The sequence below is a fragment of the Flagellimonas onchidii genome, assembly GCF_004804315.1.
Classification (GTDB): domain Bacteria; phylum Bacteroidota; class Bacteroidia; order Flavobacteriales; family Flavobacteriaceae; genus Flagellimonas; species Flagellimonas onchidii.
The window spans coordinates 134,777-153,656 of the sequence record NZ_SRXX01000005.1 but is presented as its reverse complement, the minus strand read 5'-3'; the positions used below and the strand labels follow the sequence as shown (position 1 = coordinate 153,656).

Annotated in this window: 23 protein-coding genes; 16 read left to right on the top strand and 7 right to left on the bottom strand. The window is 39.3% G+C overall.

What is annotated here, in order from left to right:
- Position 1: 1 nt before the first annotated feature.
- From E4661_RS07215 to E4661_RS07195, 5 genes are all read left to right on the top strand, one after another.
- Positions 2 to 826: a thymidylate synthase gene (locus tag E4661_RS07215; RefSeq protein WP_136466158.1), complete on the top strand. Its 825-nt coding sequence runs from the start codon at positions 2 to 4 to the stop codon at positions 824 to 826.
- 74 nt (positions 827 to 900) lie between these two features.
- A complete protein-coding gene (locus E4661_RS07210) occupies positions 901 to 1,746 on the top strand; it encodes a hypothetical protein (RefSeq protein WP_136466157.1) in 846 nt (281 codons plus the stop codon).
- Positions 1,747 to 1,893: 147 nt separating this feature from the next.
- Positions 1,894 to 2,232, top strand: a complete 339-nt coding sequence (locus tag E4661_RS07205) for a DUF7957 family protein (protein WP_136466156.1) — start codon at positions 1,894 to 1,896, stop codon at positions 2,230 to 2,232.
- A 3-nt stretch (positions 2,233 to 2,235) separates the two neighbouring features.
- The gene (locus E4661_RS07200) at positions 2,236 to 2,475 is read left to right on the top strand and encodes a hypothetical protein (protein WP_136466155.1); all 240 of its coding nucleotides are present in this window, start codon (positions 2,236 to 2,238) and stop codon (positions 2,473 to 2,475) included.
- Between the two features lie 132 nt (positions 2,476 to 2,607).
- On the top strand, positions 2,608 to 2,862 hold the full coding sequence (locus E4661_RS07195) for a hypothetical protein (RefSeq protein ID WP_136466154.1): 255 nt from the start codon (positions 2,608 to 2,610) through the stop codon (positions 2,860 to 2,862).
- Between the two features lie 64 nt (positions 2,863 to 2,926).
- Here E4661_RS07195 and E4661_RS07190 read toward each other — a convergent pair whose 3' ends face one another.
- The gene (locus E4661_RS07190; RefSeq protein ID WP_136466153.1) at positions 2,927 to 3,133 is read right to left on the bottom strand and encodes a hypothetical protein; all 207 of its coding nucleotides are present in this window, start codon (positions 3,131 to 3,133) and stop codon (positions 2,927 to 2,929) included.
- A 141-nt stretch (positions 3,134 to 3,274) separates the two neighbouring features.
- On the opposite strand from E4661_RS07190, the gene E4661_RS07185 reads away from it, so the two are divergent.
- The 4 genes from E4661_RS07185 to E4661_RS07170 all read left to right on the top strand — a co-directional run bounded on the left by E4661_RS07185 (position 3,275) and on the right by E4661_RS07170 (position 6,834).
- Positions 3,275 to 3,760, top strand: coding sequence for a DUF7000 family protein (locus E4661_RS07185; protein WP_136466152.1), 486 nt, complete (start codon positions 3,275 to 3,277; stop codon positions 3,758 to 3,760).
- 185 nt (positions 3,761 to 3,945) lie between these two features.
- On the top strand, positions 3,946 to 4,755 hold the full coding sequence (locus E4661_RS07180; RefSeq protein WP_136466151.1) for a phytanoyl-CoA dioxygenase family protein: 810 nt from the start codon (positions 3,946 to 3,948) through the stop codon (positions 4,753 to 4,755).
- 72 nt (positions 4,756 to 4,827) lie between these two features.
- Positions 4,828 to 5,637: an energy transducer TonB gene (locus tag E4661_RS07175; RefSeq protein ID WP_136466150.1), complete on the top strand. Its 810-nt coding sequence runs from the start codon at positions 4,828 to 4,830 to the stop codon at positions 5,635 to 5,637.
- 9 nt (positions 5,638 to 5,646) lie between these two features.
- On the top strand, positions 5,647 to 6,834 hold the full coding sequence (locus E4661_RS07170; protein WP_136466149.1) for an energy transducer TonB: 1,188 nt from the start codon (positions 5,647 to 5,649) through the stop codon (positions 6,832 to 6,834).
- Between the two features lie 77 nt (positions 6,835 to 6,911).
- Here E4661_RS07170 and E4661_RS07165 read toward each other — a convergent pair whose 3' ends face one another.
- Complete coding sequence (locus E4661_RS07165) at positions 6,912 to 9,149, bottom strand: spondin domain-containing protein (protein ID WP_136466148.1); 2,238 nt, start codon at positions 9,147 to 9,149, stop codon at positions 6,912 to 6,914.
- A gap of 226 nt (positions 9,150 to 9,375) precedes the next feature.
- On the opposite strand from E4661_RS07165, the gene E4661_RS07160 reads away from it, so the two are divergent.
- Genes E4661_RS07160 through E4661_RS07140 form a run of 5 tightly spaced genes read left to right on the top strand, consistent with a single transcriptional unit; the run spans position 9,376 to position 14,065 of the window.
- Positions 9,376 to 10,089: a response regulator transcription factor gene (locus tag E4661_RS07160; protein ID WP_136466147.1), complete on the top strand. Its 714-nt coding sequence runs from the start codon at positions 9,376 to 9,378 to the stop codon at positions 10,087 to 10,089.
- A gap of 14 nt (positions 10,090 to 10,103) precedes the next feature.
- Complete coding sequence (locus E4661_RS07155; protein WP_136466146.1) at positions 10,104 to 11,597, top strand: sensor histidine kinase; 1,494 nt, start codon at positions 10,104 to 10,106, stop codon at positions 11,595 to 11,597.
- 37 nt (positions 11,598 to 11,634) lie between these two features.
- On the top strand, positions 11,635 to 12,795 hold the full coding sequence (egtB, locus tag E4661_RS07150) for an ergothioneine biosynthesis protein EgtB (RefSeq protein ID WP_136466145.1): 1,161 nt from the start codon (positions 11,635 to 11,637) through the stop codon (positions 12,793 to 12,795).
- Positions 12,796 to 12,811: 16 nt separating this feature from the next.
- Positions 12,812 to 13,780 (top strand): L-histidine N(alpha)-methyltransferase, encoded by a 969-nt coding sequence (locus E4661_RS07145; RefSeq protein WP_136466144.1) that lies wholly within the window; start codon positions 12,812 to 12,814, stop codon positions 13,778 to 13,780.
- A 3-nt stretch (positions 13,781 to 13,783) separates the two neighbouring features.
- On the top strand, positions 13,784 to 14,065 hold the full coding sequence (locus E4661_RS07140; protein WP_136466143.1) for a DUF427 domain-containing protein: 282 nt from the start codon (positions 13,784 to 13,786) through the stop codon (positions 14,063 to 14,065).
- A gap of 29 nt (positions 14,066 to 14,094) precedes the next feature.
- On the opposite strand, the gene E4661_RS07135 is transcribed toward E4661_RS07140, so the two are convergent.
- Both E4661_RS07135 and E4661_RS07130 read right to left on the bottom strand, forming a co-directional pair.
- Positions 14,095 to 14,391 (bottom strand): isoamylase early set domain-containing protein, encoded by a 297-nt coding sequence (locus E4661_RS07135; protein ID WP_136466142.1) that lies wholly within the window; start codon positions 14,389 to 14,391, stop codon positions 14,095 to 14,097.
- A 162-nt stretch (positions 14,392 to 14,553) separates the two neighbouring features.
- A complete protein-coding gene (locus E4661_RS07130; RefSeq protein WP_136466141.1) occupies positions 14,554 to 15,633 on the bottom strand; it encodes an aminotransferase class V-fold PLP-dependent enzyme in 1,080 nt (359 codons plus the stop codon).
- A gap of 54 nt (positions 15,634 to 15,687) precedes the next feature.
- Here E4661_RS07130 and E4661_RS07125 point away from each other — a divergent pair, with 54 nt between their 5' ends.
- Positions 15,688 to 16,080, top strand: coding sequence for a 2TM domain-containing protein (locus E4661_RS07125; RefSeq protein WP_136466140.1), 393 nt, complete (start codon positions 15,688 to 15,690; stop codon positions 16,078 to 16,080).
- Positions 16,077 to 16,568 carry a dihydrofolate reductase gene (locus E4661_RS07120; RefSeq protein WP_136466139.1) on the top strand — a complete coding sequence of 164 codons (492 nt, stop codon included), beginning with the start codon at positions 16,077 to 16,079 and terminating at the stop codon, positions 16,566 to 16,568. The genes E4661_RS07125 and E4661_RS07120 overlap by 4 nt, the downstream gene beginning before the upstream one ends.
- Positions 16,569 to 16,613: 45 nt before the next feature.
- On the opposite strand, the gene murI is transcribed toward E4661_RS07120, so the two are convergent.
- The 3 genes from murI to E4661_RS07105 all read right to left on the bottom strand — a co-directional run bounded on the left by murI (position 16,614) and on the right by E4661_RS07105 (position 18,875).
- Positions 16,614 to 17,393: a glutamate racemase gene (gene murI / locus E4661_RS07115; protein ID WP_136466138.1), complete on the bottom strand. Its 780-nt coding sequence runs from the start codon at positions 17,391 to 17,393 to the stop codon at positions 16,614 to 16,616.
- Positions 17,394 to 17,482: 89 nt separating this feature from the next.
- Positions 17,483 to 17,992 (bottom strand): OmpH/Skp family outer membrane protein, encoded by a 510-nt coding sequence (locus tag E4661_RS07110; protein ID WP_136466137.1) that lies wholly within the window; start codon positions 17,990 to 17,992, stop codon positions 17,483 to 17,485.
- 46 nt (positions 17,993 to 18,038) lie between these two features.
- Positions 18,039 to 18,875 carry an OmpH/Skp family outer membrane protein gene (locus E4661_RS07105; RefSeq protein WP_136466136.1) on the bottom strand — a complete coding sequence of 279 codons (837 nt, stop codon included), beginning with the start codon at positions 18,873 to 18,875 and terminating at the stop codon, positions 18,039 to 18,041.
- Positions 18,876 to 18,880: the final 5 nt, after the last annotated feature.

Genomic DNA, 18,880 nt, shown 5'->3' with positions numbered 1-18,880 from the left:
CATGAAACAATACCACGACTTACTAAAACACGTATTGGAACACGGAAACCAAAAGGGCGACCGTACCGGAACAGGGACAAAAAGTGTCTTTGGCTACCAAATGCGGTTCGACCTATCGGAAGGATTTCCCATGGTGACCACCAAAAAATTGCATTTAAAATCCATTGTGCATGAATTGCTGTGGTTTTTAAAAGGAGATACCAATGTGGGTTACTTGCAGGAGAATGGCGTACGTATTTGGAACGAATGGGCCGATGAAAATGGAGATTTGGGCCCAGTATACGGACACCAATGGCGCAATTGGAACAGTGAGGAGATCGACCAGATTAAAGAAGTAATCGAGACTTTGAAGCACAACCCCAATAGCCGACGCATGTTGGTCTCTGCCTGGAACCCCAGCGTGCTGCCCGATACCTCTATTTCGTTTAGTGAAAATGTGGCCAACGGAAAAGCGGCCCTACCCCCTTGCCATGCCTTTTTCCAGTTTTATGTGGCCGATGGCAAACTCTCTTGCCAGCTCTACCAACGTAGTGCCGACATATTTTTGGGCGTGCCCTTTAACATTGCCTCCTACGCCTTGTTTACGATGATGATGGCCCAGGTATGTGGCTACCAACCCGGAGATTTTATACACACCTTTGGTGATGCCCATATTTACAATAACCATATGGAACAAGTGGAACTGCAACTGAGCCGTGACCCGCGACCCTTGCCTACCATGAGGTTGAACCCAAGCGTGAAGAATATTTTTGACTTTACTTTTGACGATTTTGAACTATTGAACTACGACCCCCATCCTCATATTAAAGGGGTTGTGGCGGTTTAATAGCATTACTTATTTGTCTTAATCCGGTTTATTGATGCAGAAGACATTCATACAATAAGCTACACACAATATTAATGAACGATAATTGGGAGGAAAAACTTAGGAGTTTTGATTTTCGGAATAGCTCAATTGAAGAAATAGAATATTTTTTTTCAAAAGCTATTTTAGGACATACAAGACCAACTATAAATCTTTCATTTGAGGGACTTTTCAGAGCAAGAATAATAACTGGCACAAACGAGTCAGATCTACAGACAACAAAATCAATATGGTATCCAAATTTCAAAGAAATCGGCGAAGTCCATCATAGACTGAATAGATGTAGCGATAAAGGACAAAATTTTTTTTACTCTTCCAACTATTTAGGTGCTGTAATCAAAGAATTGGCTCCTTCGAATATGGACCTAGTAATGATTGGTATTTTTCATAAAAAATACCCTCAAATCAAAATGCGTTCACAGTATGCAGGAATTGAAGCATTAAAAGCTAATCCGAAAGAAAATTTGGAATTAAAAGACTATAGATATGCCTGTCAAAAAGACAAGCTCATCGAACAATTTATTTCTTCAAAATTTCAAGAAAGAGTTGAAAAAGGGGAAGAATATAAATATAAGCCCAGAAGCGCATTAAGTAATATTCTTTTAAAGAATGAAGAAATCAATTGCCTTATTTACCCTAGTGTTGCCTCAGATTTAAAATCGACAAATTATGGGATAAAGGCTCAATTCGTGGATGAATTCCTATACTGCAGAAGTACTTACATCTACAAAATCAAACGAGACGGAAGGGAATTTGAACTAATTCCTGAACGATATGGCAAAAGAATAATTTTAAATAAAAGGGAGCCAAAAAATTCCAAAATCGAATGGGAGGAAATCCCTAAAGAGGATAAAGAACAAACTAGAAAATACTATTTGTGACAAATGCTTCAATTCGTTACGTTATTTTGGCTAACTTCAGTTCTTTAAACCTTTCATTCAGCTAGATTCCGTATGAAAGATTTCCCTACGCAAATCTCCACAACGACATCATAGCCTAGACCGTTAGCAAACATTAGAAAAAACATATTGAATAAAGTAAAATCTGATAATCGAACTTTAAGTATTGACGGAAAACAATATGAATTGGAACATCGAATAAAAGATGTTCGAGTTATTAACGATTTGGCTGTCGTGATTTATGATTTCGACGATAATGCACCAAGACATAGACAGTTTCAAAATTGTAAGGCTCTTGATAGCAATGGCAATTTAGTTTGGACGGCAGAACATCCAACAAATATGACTGTTGATTCTTATGTGGAATTTATGAAGGGTCGCGGAAACAAACTTTGGAATTTCGGAGGTTTTATTTGTGAGTTGGACTTCAAAAATGGGAAACTCAAAAATGCGGTATTTATCAAATAAAAAATGACAGAATTATTCGTTAAGAAATATAAAGTTCAAACAACTGGAGCGGATGGTGGACACAATTATATTCTGACAGAAATAGATTTTAAAGGAAATCGAAGGAAGCTTGTGATATTGTTTTCGGACAAGTCCCAAGAACCAGATTTGAACGAAAATGAACCTATCAAAGTGAAAGGCGAAATCAAAGATGATGGCATAGAATATGATTTAATGATGAGGAATGCACAAATGGAAAAATAATAACGTTTGCTAACAATGGCAATAATCCCCATTATGGTTTTGTACCACACCTAAATAAACGTATTAATCAAACAGCTGGATTTCGATGAAATCATTGCCGAGACAGTCGTATAACATTTGCAAAAAAATTGAATGGATTTAGATGAGCAGTATGAAGAGTTGAAAGGCTTTTTCGGAGAGAAAAATCTTGTGATTGAATATTTTAATGAAGAAGAATTGGAAATAGAGGAACTTGATCCAATGGAAATTCTTAGAAGGATGTTTGTTCATGTAAAAATTACTCATCAACCTTCTGGAAAAGTGGTAACTGGAACTAAATCTGACAAACAAATCGAAAATGCAGTTAGTGCTTTGTTAGAATTGAAAGCTCAGCTGTCGCACAAATAAAAACATTGTCCAATAATAGCAGCTACTATTCATTGTGACTTTGAGTAGCACCATAATAAAATCATCAATCAACTACTGATTTCCTCAAAACTCCAACAATATCCCTGATAGCGGTAACCACATGTTGAATTTCCCTTTGGGAAAAGGCCCCTTCCTCAACATAAAACAACATTTCTACTCCTAAGTCCAGAACATTAGCCATTTTGTCTGGGGTGCCATAACCATCTTTAATAAGTTCGGCTAAATTTTCAAGTTGTTTTGTATCTAACATTTGTTTCCTTTTAACTCTCATCAAAGGTTAAAAACCTTCTTTAAATCATTCGCCCCATATATCGGCCAAAGATAAATCGCACTTCGGTTTTAAGGGTCATAATAAATTATGACCTTTATAAAAAACCTGAAAAATTCATCAATGAACGAAATCCTACAACAACATTTCCCACAGTACAAAGAACAAATAGCCTTAGGCCATGTTCCCCAAGCCTATAAGGCCCTTATCCAATATTTAATGGGGGTACGGAACCATTTTATCAATCAATACCCCGGGGAGTTTATCGTGGGCAATTTTTATCAAGGGTATATGGACATGAGCTATTTTCCCATCACCCCAAAATCGCTAAAAAGCCAAAAACTAAAAATTGGGTTGGTGTTCAATCACGAGGTACTTCGTTTCGAAGTTTGGCTGGTAGGACAGAACAAACAAATCCAAAAGAAATATTGGGAAGTGTTCCAAGACCGGGATTGGAACAAATACCCCCTCTCTCCCACCCCAAAAGAATCCATCATCGAACATGTTTTGGTCAATAATCCAGATTTCGGCAATTTGGACGCCCTTACCCAGACCTTGGAACAAGGTACCTTAAAATTCATCGAAGATATTTCGGAAGTATTTGAGTAAGAAAAGAATTTGGCGTCACAAAACCCTATTCTCGATACTTTTCCTTTGATTTCGACTACGCTCAATCTGACAGGAAAAACTCGAATTGACGGTTTCTGTCCATCTCATTTTCAAAATGCAATACAACTGACTTTTGCTTAACTTGCTGTATTAGAACTTTTAATCTTCCACCCTTAACCCAAAGTATGAATCTCGATATTCTCCAAGAGCCCTTCCAACTGACCCAAGCGCAAATTGAATTTTACAAACAAAACGCCTTTATCAAAATCAAAGAAGTATTGCCGCCGGAGGTTCTTGAGCATATCAATACCATAATTTCCACTAAAGTGGAGGAGCTGAATACCCAAGACATTCCTCTCGAAGAACGGGACACCTACGGTAAAGCCTTTTTACAGATTTTCAACCTGTGGACACAGGACGAAGAAATCAAGGAAATCTTGTTCAGCAAACGCCTGGCACAGCTAGCTTCCGACCTTATGCAAGTGGATGGGGTTCGTATGTACCACGACCAAGCGCTGTTTAAAGAAGGCGGCGGTGGCATCACGCCCTGGCATGCCGATCAATATTATTGGCCCTTATCTTCGGACAAATCCATCACCTTATGGATGCCCTTACAGGCCGTTCCTTCCGAAATGGGTCCCTTGGAGTTTTCCGCCGGCAGTCAACACATCTTAACAGGAAGGGAATTATCTATCAGCGATGAAAGTGAAACCAAAATTGGCGAAAAATTACGGCTGACCGATTGCCCAACGGTGTCCGAACCTTTTGATATCGGAGAGGTCAGTTTTCATTCCGGTTGGATTTTCCATAGGGCAGGCGCCAATACCACCGACCAAACCCGAAAAGTGATGACCGTTATTTATATGGACAAGGACATGACCCTGAAAAAACCAGAAAACGACGGACAGGTCAACGATTGGGAAACTTGGTGCCCCGGGGTGGAAATCGGTTCGGTCATCGATTCACACTTAAATCCGGTTCTTTTTACACGATAACCTTTTGATTTTATCGTTCAGTAGGCTATATTCACCAACAGTACCCCCAGTTACCTTAACCTAACGTCATTTATGAACAAAATTCTTTTGCTGGGCTTCTTGTTGTGTTTTCACGTTTCGCTCGCACAGTCAAAAATCTATAAGAGCAATGAAGTAGACATCTACCCCATCATCAATAGTGAATTGTGCAAAAACCCAAATACCGGATCGTGCTTTACGCTACAGTTGATGTCCCATGTGACCACTAACCTCAAATATCCAGAAGAAGCCAGAGAAAAGGGAGTAACCGGAAAAGCCTATGTTCAGTTTGTGGTCGATACCCTGGGCATAGTTTCCAACATTAAGGCAAGATCTCTTGAAAACTCTTTTAAAGAAGAAGCCATCAGAATTGTAAAAGCACTTCCAAAAATGGTTCCCGCACAAAAAGATGGAAGAGCAGTTAACATCTCGCATAGTTTCCCCATAGTCTTCAATCCAAACATTGAAACACCTCCAATTACGGAACCGGAACCGCTTATCGCTTGCGAAGATGCTCCGATTCCTCCTGTTTTTTCGACCTGCAAAAGGGCAAAAGATCAAAAACGTTGTCTTGAGGACAAGCTTTTTGACATTGTGACCAAATCAAAAAAACTGCATTTGGCAGATGGTCAAAAGTTTAGCGGTAAGGTAACGGTCTATTTTGAGATCAATATAGATGGAAGCCTATCGAACGCCATAGCCGTGACCACTTTTCCGGAAGCCAAAAGAGCGATTGAAAAATATTTAGCGGAAAATGAAGTTGTCTTGGAGCCTGCCAAAAATGAAAATAATGAACCCATACCAAGCCATTTCAAAACTGAACTAAATGTTCTTGCCGTTGGACGCTCAAGAAGTAAATTCTAACAATATTCCATGAAAATCATTTTTACTTTTATTGTATTCTTTTCTGCACAGCTTGCATTTTCACAAGAAAAGAAATTATACAACCCTCATGAGGTAGACCATTTTCCTCGGTTTGAAGGGAGTCCTTGCAATGGGGCAACTGACCAGAACATCTGTTTTAAGAACCAAGTAATTCAGCATGTGGGCGAAGTGGTTCAATATCCCGAACAAGCCCTTTTGAACAAAGAAGAGGGTGTGGTATACCTTCAGTTTGAAGTGGATACCATAGGAGCTATAAAAAACATTAAGGCCCGAAGTAAAAATGATGATTTTAAGAATGAGGCCGTAAGAGCTATTGGGATGCTTTCCCATCTGAAACCTGCAATTAAGGATGGTAAAAGTGTATCCTTTGTTTACGGACTTCCGGTTCACTTTATCCTACCCAAACCAAAAACTCCACAAATTGAATATTTTCCACGGGAGCTTTTGATACATCCAAATGTAAGTGACGAAACAGCCGCAATCGAATATTTAAATGGTTTGATAAAAAACAAGGTAGTTGCCATTCTAAATCAGAAGAGTAATTTGATGGCAATCAGAAAACATTCCAAAGACACTTTGAGCATTCGATTGTCCATTCAGGTTAATCGCGAAGGTCATGTACAAAATAAAGAAAGTCAGATTCAAATTAACTCTAAAAAGCTATCTGAAAAATTTAGAGGTCAGATAAGCGAGATACCGCCTTCATTGCCCCAATTCAAAGTTTTGAACCGTAAAGCTGATACTATAGCATCTGTCCACTATTTCAATTATTTATTTCTTCCACCTAAAGAAAAATATGGGATACTGGTAGAAATTCCTGCCGAAGAAAAATATGAAGGGGGTACGGTATGGGAGATTCCCATTTTCCCCGGTTGCGAGAATCTTTCATATAAAAAAGCCAAGCAGTGTTTTCAGCTAATGATGCAAGATCATATTACAAGACATTTTAGATATCCCGTAGAAGCGATAAGATCCGGAAAATCTGGCAGAGTAAACATTATTTTTGAAATTACTAAAGAGGGTGGCATCGATAATATTAGAACAAAAGGCCCTCATAAAGTTTTGGAAAAAGAAGCTATCCGAATTATTCAACAATTGCCAAAAATGATTCCCGGTAAAAACAATGGTAAGCCCGTTGTGATTCCTTTTTCAATTCCCATAACTTTTAAGCTATAAAAAAACACCCAGGCGCTAACCTGGGTGTTCCACAAACAATTAAACAAACTACCTGCGAACTTTCTCTTTCATAGCGATTAATTGGTTGTAATTGTAATCTTAACCATATCGGCAATGGCAGGTACATTGGCTGGAATATGGGTTTCAAGTTCTACATAGCCGTTCTCATCGGCACCAGTGTTTGGCCCGGGCTGTCTTGGTGCTTGGTACGCACCAGCTCCTGGGTATTCATCCACTTCGGTACCTGAATCATAGATTCTGAACATTGAAGTGATATCTCCTGAAATGGCCGTATCACCATCGAACAACTCTATATTGTTGGCTCCTACTACCCAATCGTTCGATTGTACCAACATAGTTGCCAAAGAGAGTACGTCACCTGCCTGTCCGGTAAATTCAAAACTGTATGATTCACCTGGGAAAATAGGTGCTGGTCCTCCTGCTCCCACAGGAGTATTGAACACATAATCATAACCTGAAGGGTTACCATCTTCAGCCAAGGCCTCAAAGGCAGCAGAAGAAGCTTTTCCAGTAGTAAATACCTGTCCATTGATTTCATAAGCTCCTGGTGCAAATGGTGAAACCAATCCACTAACAGCAGTCAATTCTTCATCCAAAATGCTTATATCTCCATCTTCAGCAAGATCCTCCAAGCCTTCAGAAGCAGCTTCGCCTTCAACAAATAAAGGTGTTTGGTCAGCGTTGTTGATTACCCATACCCCAGGGGCGAATGGTGTTTCTAAGTCACACGTATCTGAAATATTGTAAATGGTCAATGTAAACTGTGTACCTCCGTCGTGCTCCAATTTCACCTTGATGGCTTCATTAACCGCTGGGTAGTCATAGCCGTCACCTACATTCTCGATCAGTTCAACAGTTCCGTTTTCATCAGTACCGGTATTTGGCCCTGCTTGTCTTGGAGGTTGATTGGCGCCTACACCTGGCTCTTCGTTCACTTCTGTTCCGGCATCCCATAAATCAATCTGATCTGTGATATCACCAGTAATTGCGTAACCGTCCGCATCATATAATGCTATTCCGTTTTCATCTGGAGCAAAGAATAAATCATTACTCTGAACGAACATGGTCGCAAAACTCAAGTAATGCCCAGTACCTGCATTAAATGTGACGGATTCTGACTGACCTGGAAGAATTAATCCAGTAGTTCCGTTGGCAAAATAATCTTTGTGTTGGAACACGTTTTCTATAGTAACGGTGAAGTTTTTAGTCTGCAGTGCTTCCCTTGTCACCATTATGGAGTTCGAAAGTGCATAGTTTCCACTAAAGTCAGCCACATAATTACCCGCTTCCAGTCCTTCAAGGTCATCTTCATAAGTCAAATGCCAAATAAAGCACACTCCAGTACCTGCGCCATCAAAGTTTACTCCTTCTACTGCTTCCAACGTTGGTGGTAATCCAAGAATTTTATTTTGATCATCCGTAATAACGTAGGTCTGGTTGGTTCCGTTAAGTTCCGCATCATCGAGTGTAATTCCGCTGACCATGTCAGGTGTTCCATCAACCTTAAAAGTAAAAGGTCCACCAGCTAGTTTTCCTGCATTCAGCCCATTTCTAGTTACCATGATGGAATTGGAAAGTGCATAGTTTCCATCAAAATCTGCTACGTTTTCACCAGCTTCCAATCCAGAAAGCCCATCCTCATAGGTCAAGTGCCATATAAAACACACTCCAGCACCGGCACCGTCAAAGTTTACACCTTCAAGAGCTTCAAGAGTTGGCGGTAACCCCAAAATTTTGTTTTGGTCATCCGTAATCACGAAGGTCTGGTTAGTTCCGTTAAGATCGGTGTCATCCAAAGCAACACCACTCACCATGTCAGGAGTTCCATCAACGGTAAATGTGTATGGGCCACCTGTAAGTTTACCAGCGTTAAGACCATTTCGCGTAACCATAATGGAATTGGAAAGCTCGTATTCACCAGATAAATCATCAGTGTTTTCGCCCATTTCCAATCCAGAAAGTCCAGCTTCATAGACAATGTGCCATATAAAGCAAATTCCCGCTCCGGCACCATCAAAATTAACACCTTCCACATCGGAAAGCGTAGGTGGGAGTCCTAAAATATTACCAGCGTCATCAGTAATAACATACCCTTTGTTGGTTCCAACCACATTAGAGTCATCCAAGGTGATTCCGCTTACCATATCAGGGGTACCATCAACAGTAAAAGTAAAAGGTCCTCCTGAAAGTTCTCCTGCGTTCAAGACCAATGGTGCATCGTCTGTTTCTGGATCACATGAAACCAAAATCAATCCTATGCCCAATAATGTCATAATAGATTTTAAGTTGTTCATTTTCTTGTTGTTTATAATTGCTCTACAAATGAAAAGGGAAGTTGTTGCAGAAATATCACGTAAAAGTCAAAATTCATTACACTCTGATTACCAGTTAATTAAATAATGTATTTGCGAAAATTGTAAAGATTTACCCAAAAAACAGACTGTTAAACCGGGATATCATGAAAATTTTATACGAAATGGTGAACTTTCCGTGATATTTTACATTTTACTTCGTTGCATCATGAAAAAAGTTTTGATCGTTGAGGATGATATTGAGATCATTCGTCTTTTGGAGATTCACCTTAAGGATTTGGGATGTTCTGTGGTTACCGCAAACCAAGGTGATATTGGTTTGCAAAAGGCCATGGCCGAAAATCCAGACCTTATTATTTTGGATGTGATGCTTCCCGAAATGGATGGCATCGAAATCTGTCAAAAGCTAAGGGCCCGCGAAATTAAAACCCCAATCTTAATGCTGACCGCCCGATCAGAGGAGATTGATAAGGTTTTGGGGCTTGAAGTGGGTGCTGATGATTATCTCACCAAACCCTTTAGCGTTCGCGAATTTATCGCAAGGGTAAAAGCCATCTTTAGACGACAAAAAATGGATACAGTGGAATCAACGTCCGAAGGCAACCCAAAGCTCATGGAATATGACATTCTTTCGATTGATGTTGATATGCGCAAAGTGCTCCTTGATGGTAGAAAGATAGAACTGTCACCCAAGGAGTTTGAATTGCTAGTACTTCTATCGTCCAATCCCGGAAAAAGCTACGATCGCACGAAGCTGTTGAATATGATCTGGGGGTATGATTTTAAAGGTTATGAACATACCGTAAACTCACATATTAACCGACTTCGTTCCAAAATTGAACCCGATATGAGCAATCCCAAGTTTATTTTGACCACTTGGGGCGTAGGTTACAAATTCAATGAAGAACTTATTGGCGCCTGACCAAAAACCAACCCATGAAAAACAGTATTCTTTCCGTTCGATTTATATTAAAATTATCCTTGTCTTTTCTGGCCATTCTGCTTTTGGCCGGAATCGGGTATACGGTGACCTCAATTTATCTTTCCAACAAGTATTTTCACGAGACCACACAGCGTTTACATGCCAATCTCGCACAAGATCTTATTGAGGAAAAATTCAAAAATGCTCATCCATTTGACTCTACGGGAACTGTGAACAAGGCCCTTTTTGGGGATATTATGCACGATATGATGGCCGTTAACCGTGCAATTGAAGTCTATCTTTTGGACGAAGAGGGATATGTACAATACTCCGTGGTATTGAATCATGATGCTCCTGAAACCAAGCAAAAAAAGGTGAACCTGATCCCGATAAAAAAGTTCATTAATGAAAATGGAAGCAATTATACCCTAGGGGATGACCCAAAGGATTTGACCAAACAGACTATTTTTTCGGCGGCCCATTTCAACAAAGATGGTCATACCGGATATGTATACATTATTTTGGCTGGAAAAGATTTTTTAGCCACCCAAAACGACCTTTTCAATAGCTATTTTATGCGTTTAGGTCTTGGAGGTTCAATATTGACCCTGATTTTTGCTACGTTGCTGGGTGTTCTTGCCATTTGGTATCTTACCCGAAGTTTACGAAAGATCATATACGCCGCTAAGCGTTTTCAACAGGGTGATCTTCAATACAGAATTGAAAATGCGGAAAAAACCGATTTAGCCAATGTAGCCAGTACTTACAACCATATGGCGGACACCATTCTTTCCGATATTGAGAAAATAAAATCGGTTGATCAGTTACGGCAGGAACTTATTGCCAATATTTCACATGATCTACGAACTCCTTTATCCATTATTCAAGGTTATATAGAGACCCTGCACATGAAGGATAATGAGCTGAGCACCGAAGAAAGGGCGGAATATTTGAAGACCATTTCGCGCAGTAGTGAACGTTTGTCCAAACTGATTTCCCAATTGTTTGAATATTCCAAATTAGAGGCCAATCAAATCCAACCTGAAAAAGAACCTTTTTTAATCAGTGAACTGGCCAATGATATCCATGGAAATTACATGATATTGGCCGAACAAAAGAACATAGATCTAAAATTGTCAATGGACAAAAATGTTCCTTTGGTCTTTGCTGATATTTCTCTTGTGGAACGAGCCATTCAAAATTTGATGGACAATGCCCTTAAATTCACCCCAGAAGGCGGAAAGGTCACAGTGAAAATCGAAACCGAGGATAATCACGTGGAGGTGATCATCAAGGATTCCGGCCCTGGCATCAAAAAAGACAATCAGGCTTTGATTTTTGAGCGTTACCGACAAACCAAAGTAGGTGAGCAAAAAGAAGGAGCTGGTTTGGGACTTGCCATTGTCAAAAAAATTGTTGAAATCCACGATAGCAGCATCAAGGTATTTAGCCAGCCAAATGAGGGTACATCTTTTAGTTTCAGCCTTCCCATCTATGCCATGGGCTAAGGCATTATTCTTTATCTTTAAGGAATAAAACACTGCTATGATTCTTACCGATTCCCTGTTGGATTTCTTTTTGGAAACCCGAAAACACACTGAATCCATATGCGAACCCCTTGAGATTGAGGATTATGTGGTACAACCCGTTGTAGATGTCAGTCCGCCCAAATGGCATTTGGGTCACACTACTTGGTTTTTCGAGGAATTTATCCTAAAACCGCACCTTCAAGGGTATACCCAATTTGACGACGACTTCTCTTTTGTATTCAACAGCTATTACGAAACTGTTGGCAAAAGAGTCGTTCGTTCCGATCGCGGAAATCTTTCAAGACCTTCGGTAAATCAGGTTTATGCGTATCGAAAATACGTTACTGAAAACATTCAAAAGCTTTTTGAAATTACCCAAAACAGTGAGCTGAATTCCTTGTTGGAAATTGGTATTCATCACGAAAAACAGCATCAGGAACTTTTGTTGACCGATATCAAATATATTTTAGGAAACAATCCTTTATTACCCGTTTATTCAGTCCAATTTCAAGACCATCCTGTCGAAAGTCACAATCAAGAATGGGTTACAGTTGAAGAAGGTATCTATAACATTGGGCATGATTCGGAAGATTTTTGTTACGATAATGAATTGGGAAGACATAAAGTCTTTCTCCATTCCTATGAAATCTCCAATAAATTGGTCACCAATGGTGAATTTTTGGAATTCATAGATGATGGAGGGTATCAACGTTTTGACCTTTGGCACGCCGAAGGATGGGATTGGGTGAATCAAAATAACATTTCCGCTCCCCTATACTGGCACCAAATCGAAGGTGAATGGAATCATTATACCTCCAAAGGACTACAAAAGGTAGACATGGCCACACCTTTGACCCACATTTCCTATTTTGAGGCTTTTGCTTACGCACAATGGAAGGGCCATCGCCTTCCTACTGAATTTGAGTGGGAAGTTGCCCAAGCTTATTTCCCATGGGGCAAACGTTGGGAATGGACCGAAAGTGCTTATTTGCCCTATCCAAAATATAAAAAAGCTGACGGCGCTCTTGGTGAGTACAACGGTAAATTCATGGTCAATCAAAAAGTTTTACGAGGGGGTTCAGTGGCAACACCGGAGAAACATACAAGACATACATACCGAAACTTTTTTCATCCCCAGTTACGTTGGCAATTTACCGGATTAAGGTTGGCCAAATAATTTCGACATAGGACCTATGCAAACAACACAAGCTCCAACTTTCGTCTCGACTTTTGAACAAGAAGTTTACGAGGGACTGACAGCATTTCCCAAATATTTATCCTCCAAATACTTTTATGACGAAGTGGGAGATAAACTATTCCAGGATATCATGGCGATGCCCGAGTATTATCTTACCGATTATGAATACCACATTTTAGATGAAAACAAAGGTGAAATAGCCCAGCTTTTCAGAAAAGATGGAGAACCTTTCAGCCTATTCGAATTGGGCGCTGGTGATGGAAAAAAGACAAAAATCCTGCTTCGTCATTTTGTGAACCAACAAATCAGCTTTGATTATAGACCCATTGACATTAGCCAAAATGCCCTGCATCAGTTGGAGACATCCATAAAGAAGGAGATTCCGGAAGTTGAGGTCAATACACTGCAAGGCACTTATTTTGAAACGCTACGTGATATTGGAAAAGCTAACGGCCGACGCAAGGTTATTCTTTTCTTGGGCTCTAACATGGGCAATCTATTGCACCCCCAAGCTATTGAGTTCTTAAAAAACATGAGGGATTCCATAAGCGATGACGACCTTATTTTCATGGGTCTTGACCAAAAAAAGAACCCACAGACCGTTTTGGATGCCTACAATGATAAAACTGGGATTACAGAAGCTTTCAACAAGAATATCCTTACCCGAATCAATAAAGAGATGGGTGGAAACTTTGATGTAGATAAATTTTTGCACTGGGAAGCATATGATCCAGAGACCGGAACTGCTAAAAGCTATTTAGTGTCCAAAGAAGCCCAATCGGTCCAGATTGAAAGTTTAGACCTTAATGTTCGTCTTAATGCTTGGGAAACCATCCATACAGAGATTTCCCAAAAGTATGATGATACCACTGTGGAATGGTTGGCTAATCAAGCCGATCTTAAGATTGTCAACAGTTTTACGGATGATAAACAGTGGTTTAAAAACTATGTTTTTAAAAAGTAGCCTATGAAAGCAATTTGGAACAATACCGTAATCGCAGAAAGTGATGATACCATAGTCATTGAGGGTAACCACTATTTTCCTGCAGAAAGTATTAAAAAAGAATACTTTAAATCCAGCGAAACACATACCACCTGCCCATGGAAAGGGGTCGCGTCTTATTACACCGTGGAGGTTGATGGAGAAGAAAACACAGATGCCGCTTGGTATTACCCAGAAACCAGTGAATTGGCCCGGTCAATAAAAGGTCGGGTAGCCTTTTGGAAAGGGGTCACCATTGAAGCCTAAAGACTTCAATGGCAACATTTTTTTTCTGATTACAGTTCTAAAACGGCATTTTCCGTACCAGCGTAATCGTTCCATTGGTAACGATCTGCCTCTACATCGTTCACATAGGTGTCGTCAACCAAATATCTAAATTCAAATGTGTTTTCCTTTGGAAGGTCAAAGGTTCCTTTGAATGTTCCGTTTTTTAACTTTTTCAAGGTGTTCCCTTTTGGATCCCAATTATTGAAGTCCCCTACAACAGCTACATTTTCAGCTTCTTCCGCAGGTACTGTAAATGTTACTTTACAAACAGGTTTGCTTTTAAGGTATTGTTTCTTTATTGCCATGATTTTGTTTTTTAAGATTAAAAACCAGCACAAAACAATAGATAAAACCGCTTATTCACAATAAGTTAAGTTCGATTTATCAGATTATTAAAATGCAGCTAACAATAGAATTACTTTGATAAAATCAAGAGGATTTTTTTTACAAAATAAAGAATTGGCTTCTCAAGATTTAATAATATCCAAAATGGCATCTATCTCATTTTCGGTGTTATAGAAATGAAAACCGAGTCGAATGCCACTTCCACGCCTGGTACATACCACGTTTTCGTCCAATAATTTATTGAAAAGCTGCTCATCTCCTTTAATATTGAATATTGTACTATGTACCTTACGTTCCACCACCTCGTTTTCCAATAACCCTAATGAAGAAAATCCTTCTTTGGCTTTTTGTGATAGTTTTTGAAGTTGAACATCAATATGATTCATACCAACGGTCTCTAAAAAGTTCAGTGAAAATTGTAGACTTCCGAAATTGAAAGAATCCAAATGTCCAGGTTCTAAATGTTTACAAAAGGGTATGGTGTTTCTTAAATTCACATTTCTGTCTACAGAACCATTGCCAATAAACTTGGGGATAAAGCGCTCTTTTGCTGCTTTGGACACCAAAACAAAACCATTGCCATAACCCGACAAAAGCCACTTATAACCACTGGTCCCGAGTACGTCAATCCCAGAATCAGCAAAGTTGAAAGATTGGGTTCCACAAAATTGTGTGCCATCCGCAATAACCAAAAGATTTGGAAAATCGTTCTTTAGCTTTTTTATAAAATCAAGGTCGATTTTTATACCATTGATCCATTGTACTATACTTATGGCCAAAACATCAACTTTTCCAGATTCAACTCTATTATAGATTTCCTCCTCAAAGTGTTTGCTAATTTTGACATATTCTCGATGAAAACTTCTGGTTTCAAAAGGCCAGTTTAGAGAAGGATAGTCATTTTCCACCAAAAGTATACGGTTATCTTTAGATAGTCCTTCCAACAACATGTTCAATCCAAGTGTAAAATTCGGGACCAAAGCCACATTTTCCGATATGCACTGAAAAAACCTACCAACGGCATCTCTTACATCCCCAATGCTTTCAAAATTCTTTTGCTTGGTGATACTTCCTCCGATTAGATAGTCCAAATCATGTTCTTGCCTCCACTCCATCAAATCTTCAGACAATAATCCAGTTGCCGGAGTATTTGCATAAATACATTGTTTTAAAACGGGGAACTTTTTTCGGAGATTTTGCATTTCTAGTGCTTTGGGTCTAATTAGGTTATATTTGTGAATAAAGATAGCCATTCAATGTTTTCCAAAAAGAAATCATCGGAAAGTACTCTTGACATTGAACAACACGAACTATTGGAAAATGCCCAAAAGAGGGTTCGCCAAAAGAAAAGGTTGTTCTCCCATTTTGTGATGTTCTTGATTGGAAGTGTGCTGTTGGTGCTGGCCAATAAGATTCTTAAATATGGAGAAACATATGATTGGTCTGTTTGGGCTATTCTTCTTTGGATGTTTTTGTTGGTTCTTCACACTTTCAATGTGTTTGTCACCCACAAGTTTATGGGCCAGGATTGGGAGCGAAAGCAACGGGAGAGATTAGTGCAAAAACAAAAACAACGGATTTCAGAACTTCAAAAGGAAATAGAGACCGATTTTCCCATTTCCAACATCAATAAAAAAAAAGATCAGTGAAACAATTGATCATAATCGCAGCTGCAGCAGAAAACAATGCGCTGGGCATAAACAACGACCTTCCTTGGCATTTACCGGACGATTTTAAGCGTTTTAAAGCGCTCACTTCGGGCCATAAGATAATTATGGGCAGAAAGACGCTGGAAAGCTTCCCTAAAGCCTTACCGAACCGCGAGCACATTGTGGTGACGCGGGATCAAAACTACAAACCTAAATTCCCATGCAAGGTAGTACACTCTTTGGAGGAAGCTATCGGATTGGTCGGGGATGAAGAACGCTCCTTTATTATTGGTGGAGGGGAAATATACAAACAGTCAATGGCCATTGCTACGGACATTGAGCTGACCCGAATCCACCATAGCTTTGAAGCGGATACTTTTTTTCCAGAAATTGATGAGGCCGCTTGGGAGTTAACGCGTGAGAAATATCATCCAAAGGATGATAAGCATAAATTTGATTTCACATATCTTACTTATAAAAGAAAATAGTCAGATTATCCATTTCGGGCTTCTCATTTCTAGAATGAGGTATTCTTAAAAATCCAGATGGGCCACTTGAATATTGGGTTCCTTAACCATGCTTTGAAGCACAGTGATATCGGTATTGGAATAGAAAATGTGTTTTGGAGTTTTATTTTCCGAAGCTAACTGCCCTTGCTTATCAAGAACCGCTTTGGTTTGACGTGCAACCGCTTCCCCAGAATCAATAATGCTGATATCGGTTGAAAGGATTTTTTTTAGCACAGGTATTAAGTATGGATAATGGGTGCAGCCCAAAACAAGCGAATCGATTCCGTTTTGAAGCATTGGGTCAATATATCTAACCAGCAGCTTCTTTGTTTCTTCAGAATTTACTTTACCCGCCTCGATCAATTCGACCAGCCCTGTACCCTCTTGTTCAAATACTTGGATACCCTCCGCAAATATTTTGGAGGTATTATAAAACAAATTACTGGTCAGTGTACCCTTTGTAGCCAATACCCCTACTTTCTTGGTCTTGGTCCGCAAAGCCGCAGGCTTTATTGCTGGTTCAATACCAATGAAGGGCACCTCATACTTTGCCCGTAACTCGTCTATGGCATTTGTAGTAGCGGTATTACACGCCACCACAATAAGCTTACATTTTTTTTCAAGAAGGTACTCTGTATTCTTTATACTAAGTTGAAGTATTTCTTCTTCAGATTTTGAGCCATAGGGCGCGTTCTTACTATCGGCCAAATATATAGTATCTTCCAAAGGGAGTATTTTACGAATCTCTTTCCAGATAGAGGTCCCACCTACGCCAGAATCAAAAATTCCTATTGGATTTTGCATATCCAAAAATATAACTATTGAATCAATGGAATAAAAAAACCGCTTCTTTCAACGGAAAAAAGCGGTTTAAATATATTTTTAATCCAAATTTAGAAGCCTAGCTCTTGTTTTACAGCTGGCAACAAATCTTTTCCTTTGGCAACGATAAGGCTCAATCCTGGACTTGCGTCAATAACATAGTCGAAACCTTCGGCAGCTGCCACTTTTTCGATAGCGGCTTTGGCTTTATCTGAAATTGGCGCAAACAGTTCTTGCTGTTTTTGTGCCATTTGCTGTTGTGCATTTTGCTGGAATTCACCAATGCTTTTTTCAAAACCTGCCAATTCTTCTTGTCGCTTCAAATTTTCTTCTCTTGTCTTTGAAGAGGCTTCGTTGGAATACTGAGTCGCTTTGTTTTGATATTCAGTAAGTGAGCTTTCTATATCAGCTCTATAGGTTTCCTGTAATTTTTTGAGTTCTGCTTGGGCTGTCTTCATCTCCGGCATTTCAGACAATAATTGCTGTACATTAATGTGTGCAACCTTGCTCTGCGCATTTACAAAGCCCGTAGCTGCAACAAACAATACAATGGCTACAGCGATCTTCTTTACATTTTTCATGGTTCTAAGTTACTATTTTGAAAAGTTAATTTTTATGTTTCAATATTTAATTAGGTATTGAATCTTTTTCTTGTTCCTGCGCTTTTTTTCGTTCTTCAAGCTTTGCTTTTCGCTTGGCATCACGCTCTTCCAATAATTTTTGCCTTCTTGCCTCGTATGCTTTCTTTCGTTCTTCTCTTAATCGTAATTGCTCGGCTCTTCGCTCCTCGGCTGATTTTGCTTTTGCATCTTTTGCTGCTTCCGCTTTTGCTTGGCGCTCTTTTAAGGCCTCACTTATTTCTTTATCTTCTTCTGCCTGTTCATCCTTGAACTTGTCCAACCTGCTTTTTTCCTTTGCTTTTTTGTTGGACTTGCTCACTTTTCGTGTCCTAGCTATCTCCCTTAATATCAAGTCACTTATATCGTGTCTTTTTTCGGAATACAACATTACGACATCTGCTGATTTATCAAAAATAAAATCATATCTTTTATTACCTCCTATTTTTTGGACCTCATTGAAAACTTGATCTTGTATAGGTTGAATCAAAAGTTGTTTTTGTAACACCAAGTCACCTTGTGGGCCAAAACGATCTTGTTGGTAATCTAGCATTTCACCCTCCAAAATCTGGATTTCCTCTTCGCGCTCAGCAATGAGTTCATCCGTCAACAATACTTTTTCGGCCATTAAATCTTTCTTCATTTGCTCTATAACACTTTGTTTGAGCTCAATTTCTTGCTTCCATTTAACAGCTTTGGCATTTAACTGTTCTGTAGCATCACGATATTCTTCCACATTTTCCAGGATATATTCCATATCCACATATCCTATTCTGACACCTCTTTGGGAAAAGCCATGCAGTGATACCATCAAAACAATCAATGTCAAAAGAACTTTACTATTCATTTTTG